The 20,554-nt window shown below is 71.4% G+C and carries 21 protein-coding genes; 4 read left to right on the top strand and 17 right to left on the bottom strand.

The annotated features are described in order from the left end of the window. Positions 1 to 21: 21 nt before the first annotated feature. The 11 genes from kynU to ACIQJT_RS17820 all read right to left on the bottom strand — a co-directional run bounded on the left by kynU (position 22) and on the right by ACIQJT_RS17820 (position 10,771). On the bottom strand, positions 22 to 1,215 hold the full coding sequence (kynU, locus tag ACIQJT_RS17870; RefSeq protein ID WP_402644423.1) for a kynureninase: 1,194 nt from the start codon (positions 1,213 to 1,215) through the stop codon (positions 22 to 24). Next, on the bottom strand, positions 1,208 to 2,050 hold the full coding sequence (locus ACIQJT_RS17865; RefSeq protein ID WP_402644420.1) for a tryptophan 2,3-dioxygenase family protein: 843 nt from the start codon (positions 2,048 to 2,050) through the stop codon (positions 1,208 to 1,210). Before ACIQJT_RS17865 ends, kynU begins: the two co-directional genes overlap by 8 nt. A 148-nt stretch (positions 2,051 to 2,198) precedes the next feature. Further along, entirely contained in the window at positions 2,199 to 2,612 is a 414-nt protein-coding gene (locus tag ACIQJT_RS17860; protein ID WP_365453587.1) for a DUF3151 domain-containing protein, read from the bottom strand. Between the two features lie 244 nt (positions 2,613 to 2,856). Then, positions 2,857 to 4,326, bottom strand: a complete 1,470-nt coding sequence (locus tag ACIQJT_RS17855; protein ID WP_402644416.1) for an MFS transporter — start codon at positions 4,324 to 4,326, stop codon at positions 2,857 to 2,859. Between the two features lie 59 nt (positions 4,327 to 4,385). Beyond that, the gene (fbaA, locus tag ACIQJT_RS17850; RefSeq protein WP_365453581.1) at positions 4,386 to 5,417 is read right to left on the bottom strand and encodes a class II fructose-bisphosphate aldolase; all 1,032 of its coding nucleotides are present in this window, start codon (positions 5,415 to 5,417) and stop codon (positions 4,386 to 4,388) included. A 139-nt stretch (positions 5,418 to 5,556) separates the two neighbouring features. Continuing rightward, positions 5,557 to 6,105 carry an orotate phosphoribosyltransferase gene (pyrE, locus tag ACIQJT_RS17845; RefSeq protein WP_053852712.1) on the bottom strand — a complete coding sequence of 183 codons (549 nt, stop codon included), beginning with the start codon at positions 6,103 to 6,105 and terminating at the stop codon, positions 5,557 to 5,559. A gap of 10 nt (positions 6,106 to 6,115) precedes the next feature. Continuing rightward, positions 6,116 to 6,907 (bottom strand): aldose 1-epimerase, encoded by a 792-nt coding sequence (locus tag ACIQJT_RS17840; RefSeq protein ID WP_402644412.1) that lies wholly within the window; start codon positions 6,905 to 6,907, stop codon positions 6,116 to 6,118. 24 nt (positions 6,908 to 6,931) lie between these two features. Then, entirely contained in the window at positions 6,932 to 7,759 is an 828-nt protein-coding gene (locus ACIQJT_RS17835) for an SRPBCC domain-containing protein (protein WP_402644409.1), read from the bottom strand. 82 nt (positions 7,760 to 7,841) lie between these two features. Further along, positions 7,842 to 9,470 (bottom strand): polyamine aminopropyltransferase, encoded by a 1,629-nt coding sequence (locus tag ACIQJT_RS17830; RefSeq protein WP_402644407.1) that lies wholly within the window; start codon positions 9,468 to 9,470, stop codon positions 7,842 to 7,844. Between the two features lie 88 nt (positions 9,471 to 9,558). Continuing rightward, the gene (locus tag ACIQJT_RS17825; RefSeq protein ID WP_365453568.1) at positions 9,559 to 10,083 is read right to left on the bottom strand and encodes a DUF2617 family protein; all 525 of its coding nucleotides are present in this window, start codon (positions 10,081 to 10,083) and stop codon (positions 9,559 to 9,561) included. A gap of 400 nt (positions 10,084 to 10,483) precedes the next feature. Further along, positions 10,484 to 10,771, bottom strand: coding sequence for a hypothetical protein (locus ACIQJT_RS17820; protein ID WP_402644405.1), 288 nt, complete (start codon positions 10,769 to 10,771; stop codon positions 10,484 to 10,486). A gap of 134 nt (positions 10,772 to 10,905) precedes the next feature. Between ACIQJT_RS17820 and ACIQJT_RS17815 the strand changes: the two genes are divergently transcribed. Then, on the top strand, positions 10,906 to 12,111 hold the full coding sequence (locus ACIQJT_RS17815; RefSeq protein ID WP_402644402.1) for a pyridoxal phosphate-dependent aminotransferase: 1,206 nt from the start codon (positions 10,906 to 10,908) through the stop codon (positions 12,109 to 12,111). 174 nt (positions 12,112 to 12,285) lie between these two features. On the opposite strand, the gene ACIQJT_RS17810 is transcribed toward ACIQJT_RS17815, so the two are convergent. Beyond that, positions 12,286 to 12,813: a YbjN domain-containing protein gene (locus ACIQJT_RS17810; protein WP_402644400.1), complete on the bottom strand. Its 528-nt coding sequence runs from the start codon at positions 12,811 to 12,813 to the stop codon at positions 12,286 to 12,288. Positions 12,814 to 12,953: 140 nt separating this feature from the next. Between ACIQJT_RS17810 and ACIQJT_RS17805 the strand changes: the two genes are divergently transcribed. Then, a complete protein-coding gene (locus ACIQJT_RS17805) occupies positions 12,954 to 13,442 on the top strand; it encodes a hypothetical protein (protein WP_402644398.1) in 489 nt (162 codons plus the stop codon). A gap of 106 nt (positions 13,443 to 13,548) precedes the next feature. On the opposite strand, the gene ACIQJT_RS17800 is transcribed toward ACIQJT_RS17805, so the two are convergent. The 3 genes from ACIQJT_RS17800 to clpB form a co-directional block, all read right to left on the bottom strand. Continuing rightward, complete coding sequence (locus ACIQJT_RS17800) at positions 13,549 to 14,139, bottom strand: RloB family protein (protein WP_402644396.1); 591 nt, start codon at positions 14,137 to 14,139, stop codon at positions 13,549 to 13,551. Next, the gene (locus tag ACIQJT_RS17795; RefSeq protein ID WP_402644393.1) at positions 14,117 to 15,418 is read right to left on the bottom strand and encodes an ATP/GTP-binding protein; all 1,302 of its coding nucleotides are present in this window, start codon (positions 15,416 to 15,418) and stop codon (positions 14,117 to 14,119) included. Before ACIQJT_RS17795 ends, ACIQJT_RS17800 begins: the two co-directional genes overlap by 23 nt. Positions 15,419 to 15,544: 126 nt before the next feature. Further along, the gene (gene clpB, locus ACIQJT_RS17790) at positions 15,545 to 18,142 is read right to left on the bottom strand and encodes an ATP-dependent chaperone ClpB (protein WP_365453559.1); all 2,598 of its coding nucleotides are present in this window, start codon (positions 18,140 to 18,142) and stop codon (positions 15,545 to 15,547) included. A 127-nt stretch (positions 18,143 to 18,269) separates the two neighbouring features. Between clpB and ACIQJT_RS17785 the strand changes: the two genes are divergently transcribed. After that, the gene (locus ACIQJT_RS17785) at positions 18,270 to 18,683 is read left to right on the top strand and encodes a pyridoxamine 5'-phosphate oxidase family protein (protein WP_402644390.1); all 414 of its coding nucleotides are present in this window, start codon (positions 18,270 to 18,272) and stop codon (positions 18,681 to 18,683) included. Between the two features lie 128 nt (positions 18,684 to 18,811). Here ACIQJT_RS17785 and ACIQJT_RS17780 read toward each other — a convergent pair whose 3' ends face one another. Continuing rightward, positions 18,812 to 19,147, bottom strand: a complete 336-nt coding sequence (locus tag ACIQJT_RS17780; RefSeq protein ID WP_086723925.1) for a hypothetical protein — start codon at positions 19,145 to 19,147, stop codon at positions 18,812 to 18,814. A gap of 5 nt (positions 19,148 to 19,152) precedes the next feature. Next, positions 19,153 to 19,350, bottom strand: coding sequence for a hypothetical protein (locus tag ACIQJT_RS17775; protein ID WP_143663512.1), 198 nt, complete (start codon positions 19,348 to 19,350; stop codon positions 19,153 to 19,155). 86 nt (positions 19,351 to 19,436) lie between these two features. On the opposite strand from ACIQJT_RS17775, the gene ACIQJT_RS17770 reads away from it, so the two are divergent. Then, complete coding sequence (locus ACIQJT_RS17770; protein ID WP_365453553.1) at positions 19,437 to 20,477, top strand: helix-turn-helix transcriptional regulator; 1,041 nt, start codon at positions 19,437 to 19,439, stop codon at positions 20,475 to 20,477. The last annotated feature ends 77 nt before the right edge of the window (positions 20,478 to 20,554 follow it).

Here is a 20,554-nt window from a genome sequence, read left to right as displayed (position 1 = left end):
CCGGCAGGGCGGCGGAGCCCGTCAGCCGAGCGTCTCCCCCAGCACCCGCGCCGCCCGCTCCACGTCCGCGAACCCGACGTACAACGGCGTGAAGCCGAATCGCAGCACGTCCGGGTGCCGGAAGTCGCCCACCACGCCCCGCTCGATGAGCCGCTTCATCACCTCGCCCGCGTCCTCGCAGCGCAGCGCGACCTGGCTGCCGCGCTCGGCGTGCGCCAGGGGGGTCACGCACTCGACGCGGCCCTCGTCGACGTACGACGAGACGCACTCCAGGAAGAAGTCCGTCAGGGCGAGGGACTTGGCGCGCACCGCCTCGACCGACACCCCGTCCCAGACCTCCAGGGCCGCCTCCAGGGCGAGCATGGAGAGGATGTCGGGGGTGCCGACGCGGCCCCGCAGCGCGCCCGGCGCCGGTGCGTACGACGGCCGCATCCCGAAGGGCTCGGCATGGGAGTTCCACCCGGGCAGCGGGGAGTCGAAGCGGTCCTGGTGCTCACGTCGGACGTAGAGGTACGCCGGTGAACCGGGGCCGCCGTTCAGGTACTTGTAGGTGCAGCCGACCGCGAGGTCGACGCCGTGCGCGTCGAGGCCGACCGGCAGGGCGCCCGCGCTGTGGCACAGGTCCCACACCGCGACCGCGCCCGCCGCGTGCACGGCGGCCGTGAGCCCGGGCAGGTCGTGCAGGCGTCCGGTGCGGTAGTCGACGTGGTTGAGCAGCACAACCGCCGTACGGCCGCTGAGCGCGCCCGGCACCTCCGCCGGGGTCACCGCCCGCAGGGTGCAGCCCGTCATCCGGGCCGCGGACTCGGCGATGTACCCGTCCGTGGGGAAGGTGGTCGCGTCGACGACCACCTCGTCCCGTCCGGCCTCGGGGCCGCCGGCGAGCCGCACCGCGCCCACAAGTGCTTTGAACACGTTGACACTTGTCGAGTCGCCGACCACGATCTGCCCGGCCGCCGCCCCGACCAGCGGGGCGATCCGGTCGCCGATCCGCTCGGGGGCGGTCCACCAGCCGCTCTCGTCCCAGGACCGGATCCGCAGGGACCCCCACTGGCGGCGCACGACGTCCTCGACGCGCCCCGGGACGGCGGCCGGGAGGGCGCCCAGCGAGTTCCCGTCCAGGTAGACGACGTCGTCGAGGACGAACCGCGAGCGCAGGCCCGCGAGTTCGTCACCGGCGTCCAATTCCCGTGCTTTGAAGTCGAGTTCAGACATGGGACCGCGCCGTCCACAGCTCCGGGAACACGTTCTTCCGCGCGCGCTTCTCCAGCCAGGCCACCCCGGCGGAGCCGCCCGTGCCGGCCTTGGCGCCCATCGCGCGGCGGGTGGCGACGAGGTGGTCGTTGCGCCATCGCCACACCAGCTCGGCGACATCGGTCAACGCCTCGCCCAGGCGGGCGAGTTCGTCGTGCTCGGGGCCGGAGTAGAGGGCCGTCCAGGCGGCCTCGACCTCCTCCGAGGGCTCGTAGCGGCGCGAGACGTCCCGCTCCAGGACGGCGGCCGGGATGGCGTGTCCGCGCCGGGCGAGCAGCCGCAGTACCTCGTCGTACAGGCTCGGCTCGTGCAGCGCCTTCTCCAGCTCGGCGTGGACGCGGGGCGCGCCCCGGTGCGGGACGAGCATGGACGCCGACTTGTCGCCGAGCAGGAACTCCATGCGGCGGTACATCGCCGACTGGAAGCCGGAGCCCTCGCCGAGCGCCGAGCGGTAGGAGTTGAACTGCGCGGGCGTGAGCTGGCCGAGCGGCTTCCAGGAGGCGTTCAGGGCCTCCAGCTCACGGACGGATCGTTTCAGCGCGGCGACGGCCGTGGGCACGTCGTCGGAGCGCAGGGCGGCCGCCGCGGTCTCCCACTCGTGCACGATGACGGTGAACCACAGCTCCATGACCTGGGTCGTGACCAGGAAGACCATCTCTCCGGGATCGTCGGAGAGGGTGTGCTGGAGGTGGGTGAGCACGTCCGCCTTGACGTAGTCCTCGTACGGCGTCGTGCCTTGGAAGTCGAGATGCGGGGTCTCGGGCTCCTGCGCTTCCTGAGCCTCATGGGACGACATCGCTGTCTCCTGTTATTACTCCGGGTAGCGGTCCGCCCTGCCGTTACCGACACGGGGCCCCGGTCCCCGCCGGGCATCTTCTTCCATCGTCCGCGCAAATGGCAAGGCCCGCCCGGTCACGCGGGCGGGCCCGGAAAACGGTGACGGATCAGCCCAGCGTCTCCGCCGCCGTGAGCGAGGAGTCCTTCAGGAACTGCGAGCAGCGCTCGTACTCCTCCTGCTCGCCGATGGCACCGGCGGCACGGGCGAGGGCGTGCAGCGCGCGCAGGAAGCCGCGGTTCGGCTCGTGCTCCCACGGGACCGGGCCGTGGCCCTTCCAGCCGTTGCGGCGCAGCGCGTCCAGGCCGCGGTGGTAGCCGGTACGGGCGTAGGCGTACGACTCCACGACGCTGCCCCGCTCGAACGCCTCGTCGGCGAGCTGGGCCCAGGCCAGCGAGGAGGTCGGGTACTTCGCGGCGACATCGGCGGGGGCGGTGCCGTTGGCCAGGAGCTCACGGGGCTCCGGGTCGTCGGGGAGGTGGGTCGGGGGCGGGCCCCCGAGAAGGTTCTCGTGAATGGACATGGGTCCAGTCTCCCTCGCGGAAGGCTGCGTTTCGTCTGCGGGTGCGTTGTGGCTGGTCGCGCAGTTCCCCGCGCCCCTGATGCCTGCGGCGGCCTGCCGCTGTCCGGTGGGGGCTTGTGCAGCGCCTTGGGTTCGGTGGGTGGGTCGGTGCCGGGGTGGGGGGTGTCCGTCGTGGTGCCGGTGACTGCGACTGCTCAGGGGCGCGGGGAACTGCGCGACCAGCCCCCACCGGACCGCAGAGGCACTACGACAGCCTCCCCCGGGCCCGCTCCCCCTCCAGCGGTGGTGCCAGCACTGCCCCGTGGGTCCGGCACTCCGGCTTCCGGCACCCCGCCGGCAGCGACCGCACCGTCGCGAAAGCGACCGCCGACCCCACCACCAGCACCCCCGCACACACCACCATCGCCCGCCCGAAGGCGTCGTCGAAGGCGCCCGGCGACCGGTAGGCCCCCTCCCCCATCCCCGCGACCAGCGGCAGCGCGGCCACCGCGATCAGGCCCGCCGCCCGGGCCGCCGCGTTGTTGATGCCGCTCGCCAGGCCCGCCCGGGAGGCGTCCACCGACCCCAGCACGGTCGCCGTCAGCGGCGCGACCAGGGTGACCATGCCGGTGCCGAGGACCAGCAGCGCGGGCAGGACATCCGCCCCGTACGACGCCCCCGGCCCGACCCGCAGCATCAGCAGCATCCCCGCCGCGCACAGCAGCGGGCCGGCGGTGAGCGGGATGCGCGGTCCGATGCGGTCGGCGAGGGCGCCCGAGCGGGCCGAGAACAGCAGCATGAGGGCGGTCGTCGGCAGCAGGGCCGTACCGGCCTGGAGGGCCGAGTAACCCACCGCCACCTGAAGCTGGAGCGCGGCCAGGAAGAAGAACCCGCCGAAGGCCGCGTACACGCACAGCGTCACCAGGTTCACCGCGGTGAACTGCCGGGACGCGAAGATCCCGAGGGGCATCATCGGATCGGGCCGCCGCTTCTCCACCGCCACGAAGGCCGCCCCGGCGGCCACTCCGGCAACCGCCGTCACGGCGACCACCAGGGACCCGGAGCGGGCCTCGATCAGCGCGTACGTCACCAGCGCGAGCGCCAGCGCGCCGAGGACCGCGCCGAGCACGTCGAAGCGTCCGTGGTCGGCGCGTCCGTCCGCCGACTCGGGAACGTGCCGTACCGCGATCGGCGCGCACACCAGCGCCAGCGGCACGTTGAGCAGGAACACCCAGCGCCAGCCGGGACCGTCCACCAGCCAGCCGCCCACGAAGGGGCCGACGGCCGCTCCGATGCCGCCGAACCCGGACCACAGGCCGACGGCCCGGCCCCGGTCGTCGGGATGGAAGGAGGCCTGGATCAGGGCCAGGGAACCGGGCGTGAGCAGGGCGCCGCCGACTCCCTGGAGGGCGCGGGCGGCGACGAGGACCCCGGCGTTCGGGGCCAGGCCGCACAGCAGCGAGGCCGCCGCGAACCACACGACGCCCACCACGAAGACCTTGCGGCGGCCGTAGCGGTCCCCGAGCGAGCCGCCGAGCAGGATCAGCCCGGCCAGCGTCAGCATGTAGGCGTTGACCGTCCACTGGAGGGCGGCGAGGTCGGCGTCCAGGTCACGGCCGATGCGCGGCAGGGCGACGTTGACGACGGTCGAGTCCAGCATCGCCATGCTGGAGCCGAGGACGGTGGTGAGCAGGATCCACTTGCCCTGCGGGGAGGCCAGCCTGACGTCGGACATGGGCCCACATATACCGTGAGCCCGGCACGAAGGCACCGGGCTCACGGGAAACGCGGGAGTTACTTGATGCGGGTGCCCGCCGAGCGCAGGTGCTGCGTGGCCTCGACGACCCGGGCGGCCATCGACGCCTCGGCCAGCTTGCCCCAGGTGCGCGGGTCGTAGGTCTTCTTGGAGCCGACCTCGCCGTCGACCTTCAGGACGCCGTCGTAGTTGCGGAACATGTGGTCGGCGACCGGACGCGTGAAGGCGTACTGCGTGTCGGTGTCGATGTTCATCTTGACGACGCCGTTCTCCAGCGCGGTGCGGATCTCCTCCTCCGTGGAGCCGGAGCCGCCGTGGAAGACGAAGTCGAACGGCTGGGACCCGGCCGGCTTGCCGAACTTGGCGGCGACCCCGTCGTTCAGCTCCTTCAGCAGGTCGGGGCGGAGGACGACGTTGCCCGGCTTGTAGACACCGTGGACGTTGCCGAAGGAGGCGGCCAGCAGGTAGCGCCCCTTCTCGCCGAGGCCGAGCGCCTCCGCCGTGCGGATGGCGTCGTCGACGGTCGTGTACAGGGAGTCGTTGATCTCGTGCGAGACGCCGTCCTCCTCGCCACCGGTCGGGGTGATCTCGACCTCGAGGATGATCTTGGCGGCGCGGGCGCGCTCCAGGAGCTCCTGGGCGATGGAGAGGTTGTCGGCGAGGGTCTCCGCCGAGCCGTCCCACATGTGCGACTGGAACAGCGGGTTGCCGCCGGCCTTGACGCGCTCCTCGGACACGGCGAGCAGCGGGCGTACGTACCCGTCGAGCTTGTCCTTGGGGCAGTGGTCGGTGTGCAGGGCGACGGTGACCGGGTACTTCTCGGCGACGATGTGCGCGAACTCGGCGAGGGCCACGGAACCCGTGACCATCTCCTTGCTGTACTGGCCGCCCAGGAACTCGGCGCCACCGGTCGAGATCTGGATGATGCCGTCGCTCTCGGCCTCAGCGAAGCCGCGCAGCGCAGCGTGCAGGGTCTGGGTCGAGGTCACGTTGATGGCCGGGTAGGCGAACTTGCCCGCCTTCGCCCGGTCCAGCATCTCGTTGTAGACCTCGGGGGTTGCGATCGGCATGTGTCCGCTCCTTGTATCTGCGGGTTGGCGTACTGCGTGCTTACGGCCCTGACCTAGACCTTGTGTGGGGGTTCGACGTCATCGTCGGCCTCATCTTTCCAGACTCGGCCGGATGGTCCATCCCGTGGTCACTCCCTGGTCAGGCCAGTCCCAGCTCGTCCTTCGAGTACGCGAAGAGATACGGCACCCCCGCGCCCTGTTCGATCTTCTCCGCGGCGCCCGTCGCGCGGTCCACGATCGTGGCGACGGCGACGACCTCCGCGCCCGCCTCGCGCACCGCCTCGACCGCGGTGAGCGGGGAGCCTCCGGTGGTGGAGGTGTCCTCGACGACCAGCACCCGGCGCCCGGCGATGTCGGGGCCCTCGACGCGCCGCTGCATGCCGTGCGCCTTGGCCGCCTTGCGCACGACGAAGGCGTCCAGGCGCCGGCCGCGCGCGGCGGCCGCGTGCAGCATGGCGCCGGCGACCGGGTCGGCGCCCATGGTCAGGCCGCCGACCGCGTCGAACTCCAGGTCCGCGGTCAGGTCCAGGAGCACCTGGCCGACCAGCGGGGCCGCCTCCCCGTCGAGGGTCACGCGGCGCAGGTCGACGTAGTAGTCGGCCTCCAGGCCCGATGACAGGGTCACCTTGCCGTGCACCACGGCCTTGTCGAGAATCTGCTGCTTGAGGGCGGCGCGTGCGTCAGTCATGCCTGTCAGCTTAGAGGCGCCGCCAGCTCCAGGTCGTCGAGGCCTCCAGCGGCTCCAGGGGCGTGACCAGGCGGGGCAGGGTGTTGAGGCCGTTGGGCGGCCCGGTCTGCGGCTCCACGCAGACGGCGGCCTCCTGCTCGTCGTAGACCACGACCCACTCCTCGCGGCTGGCGACCTTGAGCTCCAGCTGCCCGGGCCAGGTCAGCGTGACGTCGACGCCGCCGGGCATGCCGAAGCAGTCGTCCCAGGGGCCGGGCTTCGGGTCGACGCGGTTGCCGGTGGGCAGGTGGTCGTCGCCGCGCTCCTCCTGCCAGGCGGCGGTGAAGTCGAGCCGGACGGGCTCGCCGCCGTCGAGGGTGCGGTTGAACCAGGGGTGCCAGCCGATCTGGGCCGGGAAGGAGGCGTCGTACGTCTCCACGGACATCGTGAGCGTCAGGGCGTCCGGGGTGAGTGCCGCGATCTGGGTGACCCGCCCGGGGTAGGGCCAGGGCTCGACGAGGTCGTACGTGAGGACCGCCTCGTCGGTGGATGTGCGGGCGATGTTCCAGGCGCCGTCGCGGGCGGTGCCGTGGATGGCGTGCGGCGGGGAGCTGAGCGGCATCTGGTGGACCTCGGCCCCGTCGCGGAACCGTCCGTCACGGATACGGCCGCACCAGGGGACCATCGGGAAGCAGCCGAACCGGTCGCCCTGGCGCAGCAGTTGGACGCCTCCGACTCGAAGTCCCCCGACCCGTCCGCCGTTTGCCGGCCGCAAGGTCACTTCCGCGTCGCCCGCGGTCAGTGTGATGTCTTCATGGCTCACGGGACGACACTACTGGGCGGCCGCTCAACGGCGTCTGCGCAGTGCCCTTCCCACCACGATCGCCGACGCCAGGGCCACCGCCGCCGCCGGCGCCGCCCAGCGCAGGGGCACACCCGAGGCCACCGTCTGGGGAGCGGGGACGGGGGCGTAACGGCCCCTCGGGGGCGCGTGGTCGACCTCTTCCGCGCTGCGGCCGATCATCGTGCGGCGGGCGTGGGCGGCCTCGGCCGGGGGGCCGGAGGGTTCCATGAAGTCGTCGACCTGGGGGGCGGGGGGCTGCTCGACGGGCTCCTCGGAGGTCTCCGCGGCTTCCTGCGCCGCGACGGCTCCCGGGGCCTCGGCGGTCTCCGGGACCTCCGGGACCTCCGGAGTCTTCGCAGCCTCGGCCGGCTCCGGGGCCGCCGCCGTCCCGGACGGCTCCGCCGGCGTCTCCGTCGTCTCGCCCAGCGCCTCCGCGAAACGGTTCAGCAGACGTACGACCGCGGAGCCCACCGCGTCCTGGGGGAGTTCCGTGACACGGCCGTCCGCCGTGGCCGTGCCGTCGAAGACCACGGTCGAGCCGCCGTCGGTGTCGCGCAGGCGGACGGTGAGGGCCAGCTTGACCGAGCCGGTGCCGCGGGTCTCGGCCGCCTCGCCCTCGACGGCGTAGGAACCGTCGTCCCGGGGAGAGAGGCGTACCGCGCCCCGGTAGGTGACGGAGTGGCTGCCGACCCGCACCTTCAGGCGCCCGGCGACGGGCTCCGCGCCGGCGTCCTGCTGGAGCCCGGGAACCGCCCGGGCCACCCTGCCGGGGTCCCCCAGGGTCTCCCGCAGCCGCTCGACCGGAACCGGAACGAACACCTCATGCTCCATGGTTGCCGAGCCTACCCAGGGGCGCCGCTCCTGCACCCCCGTTGGTCGAAAGTGACAGCGCCCCGACGCCCCGTCGGCGGGATCAGTAGCGCGGATGCACCAACGTGGACGCCGCGAGGCCGCCGACCCGGGTCGCCTGTGCCGCCCGGGACGCCGCCCGCAGGGACTCCGCCGTCAGGGTCGCCGGCCGGGGCCCGCGGGGGTCCAGGGCCAGTGCCGGGCGCCGTCCCCGCGACGCCAGCACGAAGCCCCAGTCGCGGGGGGCGCGGGACACCCCGGGCGTGCGGCCGGAGCCGGAGTCCGGGCCACGGACGCGGTAGGGGGTGGTGCGCAGGCCCGCCGCGCGCAGGGTCGCGTCCACCGTCCAGAAGACCCGGGGGCGGGAGGAGACCGGGCCCGCGTGCACGGCGAACCGGCCGCCGGGGGCCAGGGCGCGGCGGACGAGGCCGTAGAACTCCTGCGAGTACAGCTTGGTGCTCGCGGTGACGCCGGGGTCGGGCAGATCGGCGATCACCACGTCGTACGACGGCCCGGGCGCCGGCGTCCGCAGCCGGCGGAACGCGTCCGCTGTGCTGACGTGGACGCGCGGGTCGCCGTAGACATGGCCGTTGAGCCGGGAGAGTGCCGGGTCGCGGCGGGCCAGGTCGACCACCGCGGGGTCGAGCGCCACCAGGTCGACCCGCCGGACGCCGGAGTGGCCGAGCACCGCGCGGGCGGCGAGGCCGTCCGCACCGCCGAGGACGAGCACGCGCGCGTGGGGGCCGTTCATCGCGGGGTGGACGAGGGCCTCGTGGTAGCGGTCCTCGTCGCGGCCGCCGACCCTGAGCCGGCCGTCGACGTAGAGGTCGAGGGGGCGGCCGTCGGTGCCGCCGGTGAGCGCGACCTCCCGGACGCCGGTCTGGAGGGCGACCCGCACGTCGTGGCCGTAGACCGCCTCGCGCGCGGCCCGCTCGAAGTCGTCGACGAGGACGGTGGCGGTGGCGAGGACGACGAGCACGGCGAGGTTGGCGGCCAGCAGCAGCCTGCGGGCCCGGCGGGTCAGGTCGCCGCGGAACAGGCCGAGGACCAGGGCGCCGCCCGCGAGCGCGTTGACCGCGCCGGTGAGCAGCGCGCCGGTCAACTGGCCCAGCAGGGGCAGCAGGAGGAACGGGAAGGCCAGGCCGCCGACCAGGGCGCCGACGTAGTCCGCCGCGAACAGGTCGGCCACCGCGCCGCCCGCGTCCTGGCGGCGGATGCGCTGGATCAGCTCCATCAGCAGGGGCACCTCGGCCCCGATGAGCAGGCCGATGGCGAGGGAGAAGGCGACCAGGAGCCAGCGCGGACCGCTCGCCCACAGCCCGCCCCAGTCACCGGTCCACGCGAACACGGCGTACAGGGTCATCGCGCTGCACCCGCCGACCAGCGCGAGCAGTGCCTCGAGGGCGCCGAAGGCCGCGGCCGCGAGCCGGCGCAACCGCTTGGCGGCCAGCGAGCCGATGCCCATCGCGAAGACCATGACGGACAGCACCACGGAGGCCTGGGTGACCGAGTCGCCGGTCAAGTAGGAGGCCAGGGCGACCAGTTCGAGCTCGTACACCAGTCCGCAGGCCGCACAGACGAAGACGCAGGCCAGGACGAGGAACCGGCCGACGCCGGGGCGGACCGGCAGCGGCGCGGGCCCGGCCCGGGGCGGCGGAGCGCCGGGCGGGGCGAGGGCGTGCGGCTCGATCACGGTGCGACGTTACGTCACGGCCACGGCACGCTTCGTCACCCACACGTGTGGAAGTGGGAGTGAACCCGGGGGCAGCGGTTTGCCCGGCTCAACCCGCCGTCGCCACCGGGACCCTGACCCCGACGCGGGTCCGGGTGGCCACCAACTGCCCGTCCTGCGGGTACGCGTGCCAGGTCCGCCAGTGCACCTGGCCCTCGTGGCGCTGGGCCAGCAGGGCCGTGAACGCGTGCGGGCTGCCGGGGAAGACGCCGGCGAGACCGTGCGGATGGTCGGACACCAGCGCGAGCAACTCCTGTGCGCGGCCCGCGAACTGACCCGGCGACAGGGCCTCCACGCGGGCGGCGAACTCGTACTCCCAGTCCCCCACCCGCTTGGCCACGCCGAGCGGCAGCGGCGTGCTGCTGCCGGGGATGCACGCCACCGTCTCCGAACAGGTGCCCCGGTCCTCCTCGAGGAGCACTTGGTGGGACGCGCCGAGGAGTCTCAACTGAAGCTTCGCCCCGGCGATGTCGACGTCGAGCGCGGCGAGGGCGGGCAGCGGCTCACGCCCCAGGGCCCAGGCGAGGTCGGCCGCGCGCGTGTCGGTGTACGAGGTGTTCAGGGTCGTGAGCATGGATCGGCTCCGCTAGCACGCAAAGAAAGGGTGGTGTGGGGTTCCGGCGCACCCGGGCGACTGTGGGGGGATCGGCCCGGTCAGCCCAGTGGGAGGTCAGGACGTGTCCGGAGGACGTCCGAGGGGCTGCGTTGGCGAGTTAGAGGGAATCATGAACGGTGGCGCCGTCACAGCGTTTTTACCCAACTTCGTGGGGTTTCCATCCCTGCGTGGGCTCCCCAGCTCATCTGTTCAACCACGGCGTGCGCCACGGCGGCCGGAGCGTGCGCCGGAGCACCGGAGTGAAAAAGCGACAAGCGGGGGCGCGCGGCCCGACCCAGGTCCGGACCCCACGCCCCCGCCTTCCCCCGTTCCCCCCGTCCCGGATGCGGTTCCCCCTGCCGCAGGCAGCTGCCCCGTGTCAGCTGCCTCCCCCGCATCCGCCTCCGCCGCCGCAGGACGACCCGCCGCCGCAGGAGTGACCACCGGAGTGGCCGCCGCAGGAGTGCCCGCCATGCCCTCCGTGATGTCCGCCGCCGGAGTCGGAACCGCTGTCACCGGCCCACCAGCTGCCGCTCGAACCCGAGGCGGAACCGCTGTACAGCCGCCGGTCGCGCCGACCGCGCCGCCGGCGCCCGGCGCTCGCGACCGCCAGCAGCAGCACGACCGGGAAGAGAACCAGCAGGATGATGCCGAGCACCACACCCATGGCGTCACCGACCTTTCTCCGCAGCGCCCCGAAAACGACCCCCCGTGGGCGCCTCGCTCGCTGCGTGAGCTGGAGATGCCCTTCCGTGTCACGGGCCAAAGCAGAGTTGAGGAACTCCAGAGCTTGGGCGCAGGATGGCCGGCATGACCTCCAGCGCGCGCCCCCTGCTCAACCGCCGTCTCACCGAGTTCGGGACGACGATCTTCGCCGAGATGTCCGCCCTGGCCCTCAGCACCGGCTCGATCAACCTGGGGCAGGGCTTCCCCGACACGGACGGTCCCGAGGAGGTCAGGGAGGCGGCCGTGCGGGCGCTGCGCGACGGACGCGGCAACCAGTACCCGCCGGGCCCGGGGGTCCCCGAGCTGCGCACCGCGATCGCCGCGCACCAGGAGCGCCGCTACGGCCTGGCCCACGACCCCGACACCGAGGTCCTGGTCACGGCCGGCGCCACGGAGGCCATCGCCGCCGCCCTGCTCGCGCTGGTGGAGCCGGGTGACGAGGTCGTCGCGCTCGAGCCGTACTACGACTCCTACGCGGCCTGCATCGCCATGGCGGGCGGGACCAGGGTCCCGGTCACCCTGCGGCCGCACGAGAGCAGCTTCCGCCTCGACCTCGACGAGCTGCGCGCCGCCGTCACCGACCGCACCCGGCTCCTGCTGATCAACACCCCGCACAACCCGACCGGCACGGTCCTCACCCGCGAGGAGCTGACGGCGATCGCCGAGCTGGCCGTGGAGCGGGACCTGCTGGTGGTCACGGACGAGGTCTACGAGCACCTGGTCTTCGACGAGGCCGAGCACCTGCCCCTCGCGACCTTCCCGGGGATGCGGGAGCGCACGGTCACCATCGGCTCCGCCGGCAAGACCTTCTCCTTCACCGGCTGGAAGGTCGGCTGGATCACGGCGGCGCCCGGTCTGGTTGCGGCGGTCCGCTCGGCGAAGCAGTTCCTGACGTACGTGTCCTCCGGGCCCTTCCAGTACGCGGTCGCCGAGGCCCTCGCCCTCCCGGACAGCTACTTCGCCGCCTTCCGCGAGGACATGCTGGCCAAGCGGGACCTGCTGGCGGCGGGTCTCGCGGAGGCGGGCTTCAAGGTGTTCCGGCCCGCCGGCACCTACTTCGTCACCACCGACATCCGCCCCCTCGGCGCGGTGCTGTCCGCGGAGGGCGACGGCTTCGCCTTCTGCCGCGCCCTGCCCGAACGCGCGGGCGTCGTCGCCATCCCGAACGCGGTCTTCTACGACCACCGGGAGGCGGGCGCGCCGTTCGTGCGGTTCGCGTTCTGCAAGCGGACGGGAGTGCTGGAGGAGGCCGTCCAGCGGCTGAAGGGGCTCGCCGGCTGAAGGGGCTCGCGGGCTGAGAGGGGCTCGCAAAAGGAGCGCGCCCGTCCACAGGCTGTGGACGGGCGCGGGTGCCTTCGGAGCCCGGGCCGGCTCAGGCGACGGCGAGAGCCCGGCCCCGGCACACGGCCGTGGCGGCCGGTGCCCTGGCCGGGCTCTCGGGTGGCGCGAGGACGTCTACTCGTCGTCCTCGGGCTTCTCCGCGTCGTTGACCTCCTGCTCGAGACCGAGCTGCTCGACGAGCCACTTGTCGAACTCGATGGCGGCGCGCACCCAGCTCACGGTGGAGGAGACGAAGTGCTCCAGGCTGACGCCGGTGCCGATGAGCATCTGCGCCTCACCGATCAGACGGACGGTGCCGTCGTCGTGGGTGTGGCTGTAGACCTTGGGCCACAGGGTGCGCCGGTTCCAGTCGTCGATGGACTCCAGCAGCGCGGGCTTCTCGTCGATCTGGTGGGGCCGGTCGTAGAACGTCCGCACCGAGAAGACCTGCTGGTCGCCTTCGCCGCGGAACATGAAATACGTACGGAACTGCTCCCACGGCGCCGCGAGGTCACCCTCGTCGTCGACGACATACTTCAGCTCCATCTGGTCGAGGAGCTGCTTCACGAGATCCTGATCCGGGACGACGGGGCCCGCCGGTCCTTGGGGCTGCGGCTCGGGCTGGCCCCCGAAGTTCGGAATCGAGGACGGGTCGATGGTCACCGTGAATTTCCCTTCGTACGGATCCTGCCATCCTCCCCCATGCGGGGAGGGGGGTGGCAAGCCCAGGCGGGCCCTGTCCTCCCAGGGCTGACATGATCCGGTCAGCCAGGTAGAACGGGGGTCGACCATTGGGGGAACACATGACACTGACGGACATCGAAGCGGTCGCGGAACAGGCCGCGCCGGGCAGGACCAGATGGGGGGTCTTCCTGACGATCCTGGCCGTGCCGACGCTGGTGGTGGCCGGTCTGATCGCGGTTCTGGTCGCCTGGCTCTTCACGGACGACTCGGTCGAGGCGGACGTGAAGAAGACCTCGTGCGTCGAAGCGCTGGCCTACGGCGGGGCGAAGCTGCCGGCGGGGGCGGACGACGCCTGGTGCGGGATCCAGGCCGGGCCGGAACCACGCTACGAGGCGAACTTCCGGCTGCGGCGGGACGAGGTGGGCCCCTGGGTGGCCGCCGGCTACCCGGAGGGACCCGGACTGCGGACCGAGCAGTGCCGCAGCGAGGCGGTCGACGCGTGCCTGAACGGCGGCCCGGTCGCCGGGAAGATGTCCGCCGTGCAGATCGAGGTCGTGCACGACGGGCCGAAGTGGTCCGAGGTGCGGTTCGTGGCGTTCACGCCGTGACGAGGGGGCGGCGCCCCCTCGTCACCACGCCCCTCAGAGCGTCTTGCCGGTGGCCGGTCCCACGATCAGGCCGTCGCCGAAGGCGTCCACCCGGACCGTGTCGCCGTCACCGCTCCTCCATCCGCTCGACCAGCCGCCATACGTTGGTGGACGGATTCCGTTCATGCTGCTCACCGGTCGGATCGAGCCCACGGGCACGCTCCGCGGCGGCAGCCCGGCCGTCTCTGTAAAGGGCGAAGTCGACACGCGCCTTGTCGTATCCGGGCACGTGCTTCTGCAGGAGAGGGAGCAGCTTCCGGTACGTCGGGACGTGTGCCGTCTGCGGGGCGAAGTGGAGCAGGAGCCATAGTTCGAAACAGGGATTGGAGACAGCTACCTTGATGTTCGCTCTGCGCGCGGCAACGACGGCTTCAGCGACGTCGACGAACTGGTCCACGTCGAATACGCACCACACCTCGTCGAAGCTGCCCTTAGTGAGATCCCGCTGCTTGCGCGCGTAGGCGACAAGCTGGGTCGGCGCGCAGGCTTTGCCACGTACGACGACGGAGACGGCGGGGTTGCGGAGGTGCTCTCGCAGCCCCTGGAGGTACTGCCGCTCGGTCTCCCTGCTGCCGCAGACTACGAGGACGGTCCGCGCGGATCTGCGGGTGGGGCCGCGCCGACGGCCCGACCCCTCACGCGGAAACGGCCTTGGCATGTGCCCCCCAGTACTCCCGGACCATGTCTTCCAGAGCGGAGTCCGGCAGCACCGGCACGGCACCATAGCCACCGGAGAGGTAGCGCCGCTCGAAGTTCTCCCCCTTGCGCGGCTTGAAGTCGCTGAGGGGATACAGCTCGGAAGCGCCGGTCGCCACGTCCTTCTCCACGAACCAGATCTGGTCACGGCGGAGCACTTCCTCGCCCAGCATCGTGCCGAGGAGTGAGGCGTCATGCGTGGTGAAGACCAACTGGGCGCCCTGAGGGTTGAGTTCAGGGTCCTGGAACAGTTTGACGAGCTTGGCCGTAAGCAAAGGGTGCAGGCTCACATCGACCTCGTCGATCCACAGTCGGCTGCCCCGCACGATGGACATCAAGGCCATGCTCGCCAAAGTCAGCCAGGTCTTCGTACCGGCCGACTCCGCCTCCGGCGGCAGCAGGAACTCCTCGTCGCCGACTCTGTGCACGAACCGCAGGGATCGCCCGGCCAGTTGCCTCAGAGTCGGCGCAAGGTCACCGAGCTGGCCTGCGAGCTCGTCAGCGGCCCCGCTTTCGTCGAAGGCCCGCTGAAGCCGCTCGTCCTGCGGCCCCGCCCGCACTCCGGCCACTCCGAGGTCGGCAGCGGCCAGCAGGTCGTCGGCCCGCGCGATACCGATCGCCTCGAACATCCGGAACATGGCCACCGTGAGCGATCCCGAGCCGGACGCCAGCTGCCGCGTCTGATCGTCGATGACGTCGTCTACCTGTGTGGCTTCCCACACCGCGCTCAGCTCCTGGAGCCCCATCTGCGCAGCAGCCGAGAGATAGAGACTGTTGGCTCGCATGATCCGCTCTGCGGCGGCACGCTCCCCGGTGAGCGACGCGCCGAACGTCACACCCTGCCCGGTGCGCTCGAACAGCACCCGCCTACGCGCCTTGGGATAGGAGTACAGCCACTCCTCCTCCACGGCTCGGTCTCCGACTGTGAACCCGTAGACATACCGCGTTCCGTCCACCAGGACGTCCACCGCATAACTCGACGGCCGGCGCATGTTCTCGTGGTCGAGGAGAAAGGGGCGTCTGGGAATCGGCTCGTCGGGCAGCCAACGGGCCTGCGAGTTGCGCACCGCGTCCACGAAGAACTCGTACGCGTTCACGACTGTCGACTTGCCCGACGCGTTGGCCCCGTAGATTGCCGCCACCGTGAGGGCCGGACGGTCATCCGCATAGACCGGCACAAGGTTCAGCTCCTGAGGCTCACGCAGTGACCCATGATTGGCCACCCGGAAGCTCAACAGCATGCCGTGCACCCCATTTCCCGCCCTTGTGAACAAGTGAAATGCAAAGAGAGACGATACCGAATACTAGCTTCGCGTCCTCAACCCGGACAGGCCCGCCACCCACCAGGGTGACGGGCCCTTGTGTCGTTACAGCGTCTTGCCGGTGGCCGGTCCCACGATCAGGCCGTCGCCGAAGGCGTCCACCCGGACCGTGTCGCCGTCCTTGACCTCGCCGGACAGGATCTCCTTGGCGAGCCGGTCGCCGATGGCGGTCTGGACGAGGCGGCGCAGCGGGCGGGCGCCGTAGGCCGGGTCCAGGCCCTCGACGGCGAGCCAGTCCAGGGCCGCGTCGGTGACCTCCAGGGTGAGCCGGCGCTCGGCGAGGCGCTGTGCGAGCCGGTCGATCTGGAGCCGCGCGATCCGGCCGAGCTCGTCCTTGGTGAGGGCGGAGAAGACGACCAGGTCGTCGAGCCGGTTGAGGAACTCCGGCTTGAAGGAGGCCCGCACCACCTCCAGGACCTGTTCCTTCTTCTCCGCCTCGCTGGTGATCGGGTCGACCAGGAACTGGCTGCCCAGGTTGGACGTCAGCACCAGGATCGTGTTGCGGAAGTCGACCGTACGGCCCTGGCCGTCCGTCAGACGCCCGTCGTCCAGGACCTGGAGGAGGATGTCGAAGACCTCCGGGTGGGCCTTCTCCACCTCGTCGAGGAGCACCACGCTGTACGGCCGCCTGCGCACCGCCTCGGTCAGCTGGCCGCCCTCCTCGTAGCCGACGTAGCCGGGAGGCGCGCCGACGAGCCGGGCGACGGTGTGCTTCTCGCCGTACTCCGACATGTCGATGCGGACCATGGCCCGCTCGTCGTCGAAGAGGAAGTCGGCGAGGGCCTTGGCGAGTTCGGTCTTGCCGACGCCGGTGGGGCCGAGGAAGAGGAAGGAGCCGGTGGGCCGGTCCGGGTCGGCGATCCCGGCCCGGGTGCGCCGTACGGCGTCGGACACCGCCTGCACGGCCTCCGCCTGCCCGATCAGGCGGCGCCCCAGCTCCTCCTCCATGCGCAGGAGTTTCTGCGTCTCGCCCTCCATGAGGCGGCCGGCCGGGATGCCGGTCCAGGCGGCGACGGTGTCGGCGATGTCGTCGGCGCCGACCTCCTCCTTGACCATGGTGTCCTTGGCGGCCTCCTCCTCCGCCTCGGAGGCGGCCTCCAGGTCGCGCTCCAGGGTGGGGATCTCGCCGTACAGCAGCTTGCTGGCGGTGTCGAAGTCGCCGTCGCGCTGGGCGCGTTCGGCCTGGCCGCGCAACTCGTCCAGCTTCTCCTTGAGTTCACCCACCCGGTTGAGGGACTGCTTCTCCTTCTCCCAGCGGGCGGTCAGGCCCCGCAGCTCCTCCTCCTTGTCGGCGAGGTCACGGCGCAGCCGCTCCAGGCGCTCGCGGGAGGCCGGGTCGGTCTCCTTGTCCAGCGCGAGCTCCTCCATCTTCAACCGGTCGACCCCGCGCTGGAGTTCGTCGATCTCGACGGGCGATGAGTCGATCTCCATGCGCAGCCGGGAGGCCGCCTCGTCGACGAGGTCGATGGCCTTGTCGGGCAGGAAGCGGGAGGTGATGTACCGGTCGGACAGGGTGGCCGCCGCGACCAGCGCGCTGTCGGCGATCTGGACCTTGTGGTGGGCCTCGTAGCGCCCCTTGAGGCCGCGCAGGATGGCGATGGTGTCCTCGACGGTGGGCTCGGCGACCAGCACCTGCTGGAAGCGGCGCTCCAGGGCGGGGTCCTTCTCGATCCGCTCCCGGTACTCGTCGAGGGTGGTGGCACCGACCATCCGCAGCTCACCGCGGGCCAGCATGGGCTTGAGCATGTTGCCGGCGTCCATGGAGGAGTCCCCGCCGGCGCCGGCGCCCACGACGGTGTGCAGCTCGTCGATGAAGGTGATGATCTGCCCGTCGGAGTCCTTGATCTCCGCGAGGACGGTCTTGAGCCGCTCCTCGAACTCACCGCGGTACTTGGCCCCGGCCACCATGGCCCCGAGGTCGAGCGCGACCAGCCGCTTGTCCTTGAGCGACTCGGGCACGTCCCCCTTGACGATCCGCTGGGCGAGCCCCTCGACGACGGCGGTCTTGCCGACGCCGGGCTCGCCGATGAGGACGGGGTTGTTCTTGGTACGGCGGGACAGCACCTGGACGACCCGGCGGATCTCCTGGTCGCGGCCGATGACGGGGTCGAGCTTGCCGTCCCGCGCGGCGGCGGTGAAGTCGGTTCCGAACTTCTCCAGGGCCTTGTACTGCCCCTCGGGGTCGGCGGTGGTCACCCTGCGCCCTCCTCTGGCCTTCTGGAAGGCGTCGACAAGCTTGTTGGGGGTTGCGCCCTGGCGGGACAGCACCTCGGCGGCCGGTCCGCCCTTGGCGGCGATGCCGATGAGCAGGTGCTCGGTGGAGAGGTACTCGTCACCGAGGTCCTTGGCGCGGGCCTGCGCGTCGGCGATGACGGTGAGCAGGTCGCGGTTGGGCTGCGGGGGCGCGACGGTGGACCCGGCCACGCTGGGCAGCGAGCCGAGCACCTTCTCGGCGCCGGCCCGCACGGCGGCCTGGTCGGCGTCGACGGCCGCGAGCAGATCGACGATGTTCTCGTTGTCCTGCCCCTGGAGCAGAGCGAGGAGCAGGTGGGCGGGGGTGAGGTCCGGGTGTCCCTCGGTCACGGCCCGGTTGCTGGCCGCGTTGATCGCGTCCCGGCTCCGGTTGGTCAGCTCGGCATCCACGTGTCCGTACTCCTCCTGGTGTCGCTCCTGTACCGACTCCTGCACTGACTCAGTCAGCGTACATAAAGTTGAGTCTATTCCACTCAATGCGGTCCACGGGAGGGATGGGGGGACTAGCTTTCCCGGCATGACCTCCTACGCCCAGGATCCGGGTGCCCCGGACCCGTCGTTCCTCAGCTTCTGGCGCGAACGGCATCTGTGCACACTGACCACCCCGCGCCCGGACGGGACCCCGCACGTGGTGCCCGTCGGCGTCACCTACGACCCCGAGGCCCGGCTCGCCCGGGTGATCACCAACCGGACCAGCGCGAAGGTGCGGCACGTGCTGGAGGCCGGCGAGGGCGGGGCGGCGGTGGCGGTGTGCCAGGTGGCGGGACGGCGCTGGGCCACGCTGGAAGGGCGGGCGCACGTGCGCACGGAGCCGGAGCGGGTGGCGGAGGCGGTGCGGCGCTACGCCGAGCGCTACGAACGCACCCCCGCGCCGAACCCGCGGCGGGTGGTCATCGAGATCTCCCTCACGGGAGCGATGGGACGTTTTTAGGCCATGGGCTGATCACCCGATACACCGAAATGTCGCCCAAAACTGCAGCGGCGTCACCGTGTTCAGGTCACGGTGACGCCGCTGCGGGGGGAAGCACCTGCGCGATCTGTTACGACGGGGGAATCGCGTCAGGCACTGCGGGGGGTGGCTGAGATGGTCCGCGGGGTGGGGGTTTCCGGTTCCACCAGCCGATGGTCTCGTTGGTCCAGGTTCACAAAGATCATTCCGTACCGGACGGCACACCGTACGGGCTGCGGCGCCCCCCGAGGCCGCCGCAGACACCGGTACGCCCGCACGTCCTCGTCCTCGTCCCGGGTGACGACCACCGGTTCGCCGAAGACGGTCACCATCAACGAGTCACCGGGGTGGGGGATCGCGGTGACAAGGTCGATGAAGTGCCATCCGGAGCGGTAGGCGGTGGCCATCTCCCTGCGGAAGGAGCGGTCGTCGGGTGGCGTGGTCATCGGCCTCAGTCCCACTTGCTGTCGGCCGGGACCGCGACCAGCTCGTCGTCCGCGACGACGACAGACTGCACACCACCCGTCTCGCGCGCATCGCTCTTCGCACCGGAGAGGCCACTCAGAGCTCCGAAGGCCACAACGGCGGAGAAGGCGGCGACAAGCACCGAGCGAAGCATTCTCTTACGCATAGTCGGCTTCGTCCTCACTTGAAGGTCCCCTCTTCCCCCGTCGAGTAAGACGATGGCTCATTCAGGCACGTCATGGCCACACGATCGGTGCATCATGTTCCTGCATGTTCAGGACCCTGGGGGGTGGAGATTTGGCAACAAATGGGATTAAGGCGACACATCCCCATGCGGTGACCGAGTTGTGCGAAGAGGGAAGTCGCCTCTACGCGAACGCTCTGCGCACGGGACGCATTCTCCGGGCGGACATCGAACCCGCCCCCTGCCTGATGGAGTTCGCCCTCCTGCACCCCGACCCCGACGACGCGAACTGGCTGCGACCCGTCTCACCTGCCGTTGCCCTGGCCCAGCGCCTCCACCCCATCGAGCACGAGATCAGTGAGAACCGGCGGCTGTCGATCGCGCTCACCGAGGTCTTCGAGCCGTTCATGGCCCTCAGCGCGCAGGAGACCACCTCCACCCACTCGATCACCGTGCTGGAGGGCCTCGACCGCATCAACGCGGCGCTCGACCTGGCCACCGCCCAGTGCCAGACCGAGATGCTCACGGTCCAGCCGAGCGGCCGCCGCAGCTCCGAGAACCGGCTCATGGAGGCGCTGGAGCGCGACAGACCGCTCATCGAGCGGGGGGTGCGGATCCGGACGCTCTACCAGCACACGGCCCGGTACAGCCCGGAGCGGCTGGCCTGGGTGGACCACTTCGCCGACGGGAAGGCGGAGTACCGCACCATCGACGAGCTGGTCGAGCGCCTGATCATCCTCGACGAGACCGTCGCCTTCATCCCCACGCGCGACGACCGGCAGGTCGCCCTGGAGCTGCGTCACCCCGGCCTGGTCCGCTACCTCATCAAGGTGTTCGAGTTCATGTGGACCCGGGCCGTCCCGCTGAACGCCGGCGCCCCCTACGAGACGGCCCCCGACGGCATCACCGACATCCAGCACTCCATAGCCAAGCTCCTCGTCGAGGGGCACGTCGACGAGGCGATCGCCCGCCGCCTGGGCATGAACGTCCGCACCTGCCGTGCCCACATCGCCAAGCTCGCGACCGCCCTCGGCAGCGGCAGCCGCGCCCAGCTCGGCTTCCTGATCGCGCAGTCGGGCATCCTCAAGCCCGACCATCCCGTGCCGGGGGGAGAGGACCACCCGTGACCGGGGCGCACACGCACGGGACGGAGGAACCGTGCGAGGCGGCCCCGAACCTGTGCACCCGTGCCCGGCGCGAAGGA

The organism is Streptomyces sp. NPDC091972, from assembly GCF_044756385.1.
In the GTDB taxonomy this organism is placed as follows: Bacteria; Actinomycetota; Actinomycetes; order Streptomycetales; family Streptomycetaceae; genus Streptomyces.
The sequence above is the reverse complement of the archived record's forward strand: the minus strand, read 5'-3'. Positions and strand labels throughout refer to the sequence as shown.

What these genes read in the sequence shown, in the direction of transcription:
- ACIQJT_RS17855 (WP_402644416.1), bottom strand. Translation starts at nt 4,326, where the DNA reads ATGTCCGACGTCAGGCTGGCCTCCCCGCAGGGCAAGTGGATCCTGCTC.
- ACIQJT_RS17785 (WP_402644390.1), top strand. Translation starts at nt 18,270, where the DNA reads ATGACCTCCTACGCCCAGGATCCGGGTGCCCCGGACCCGTCGTTCCTC.
- ACIQJT_RS17770 (WP_365453553.1), top strand. Translation starts at nt 19,437, where the DNA reads ATGTTCAGGACCCTGGGGGGTGGAGATTTGGCAACAAATGGGATTAAG.
- ACIQJT_RS17835 (WP_402644409.1), bottom strand. Translation starts at nt 7,759, where the DNA reads ATGGAGCATGAGGTGTTCGTTCCGGTTCCGGTCGAGCGGCTGCGGGAG.
- ACIQJT_RS17815 (WP_402644402.1), top strand. Translation starts at nt 10,906, where the DNA reads ATGGCCGGCATGACCTCCAGCGCGCGCCCCCTGCTCAACCGCCGTCTC.
- ACIQJT_RS17800 (WP_402644396.1), bottom strand. Translation starts at nt 14,139, where the DNA reads ATGCCAAGGCCGTTTCCGCGTGAGGGGTCGGGCCGTCGGCGCGGCCCC.
- kynU (WP_402644423.1), bottom strand. Translation starts at nt 1,215, where the DNA reads ATGTCTGAACTCGACTTCAAAGCACGGGAATTGGACGCCGGTGACGAA.
- ACIQJT_RS17795 (WP_402644393.1), bottom strand. Translation starts at nt 15,418, where the DNA reads ATGCTGTTGAGCTTCCGGGTGGCCAATCATGGGTCACTGCGTGAGCCT.
- ACIQJT_RS17860 (WP_365453587.1), bottom strand. Translation starts at nt 2,612, where the DNA reads ATGTCCATTCACGAGAACCTTCTCGGGGGCCCGCCCCCGACCCACCTC.
- fbaA (WP_365453581.1), bottom strand. Translation starts at nt 5,417, where the DNA reads ATGCCGATCGCAACCCCCGAGGTCTACAACGAGATGCTGGACCGGGCG.
- ACIQJT_RS17780 (WP_086723925.1), bottom strand. Translation starts at nt 19,147, where the DNA reads ATGACCACGCCACCCGACGACCGCTCCTTCCGCAGGGAGATGGCCACC.
- ACIQJT_RS17825 (WP_365453568.1), bottom strand. Translation starts at nt 10,083, where the DNA reads ATGCTCACGACCCTGAACACCTCGTACACCGACACGCGCGCGGCCGAC.
- pyrE (WP_053852712.1), bottom strand. Translation starts at nt 6,105, where the DNA reads ATGACTGACGCACGCGCCGCCCTCAAGCAGCAGATTCTCGACAAGGCC.
- ACIQJT_RS17805 (WP_402644398.1), top strand. Translation starts at nt 12,954, where the DNA reads ATGACACTGACGGACATCGAAGCGGTCGCGGAACAGGCCGCGCCGGGC.
- ACIQJT_RS17865 (WP_402644420.1), bottom strand. Translation starts at nt 2,050, where the DNA reads ATGTCGTCCCATGAGGCTCAGGAAGCGCAGGAGCCCGAGACCCCGCAT.
- ACIQJT_RS17820 (WP_402644405.1), bottom strand. Translation starts at nt 10,771, where the DNA reads ATGGGTGTGGTGCTCGGCATCATCCTGCTGGTTCTCTTCCCGGTCGTG.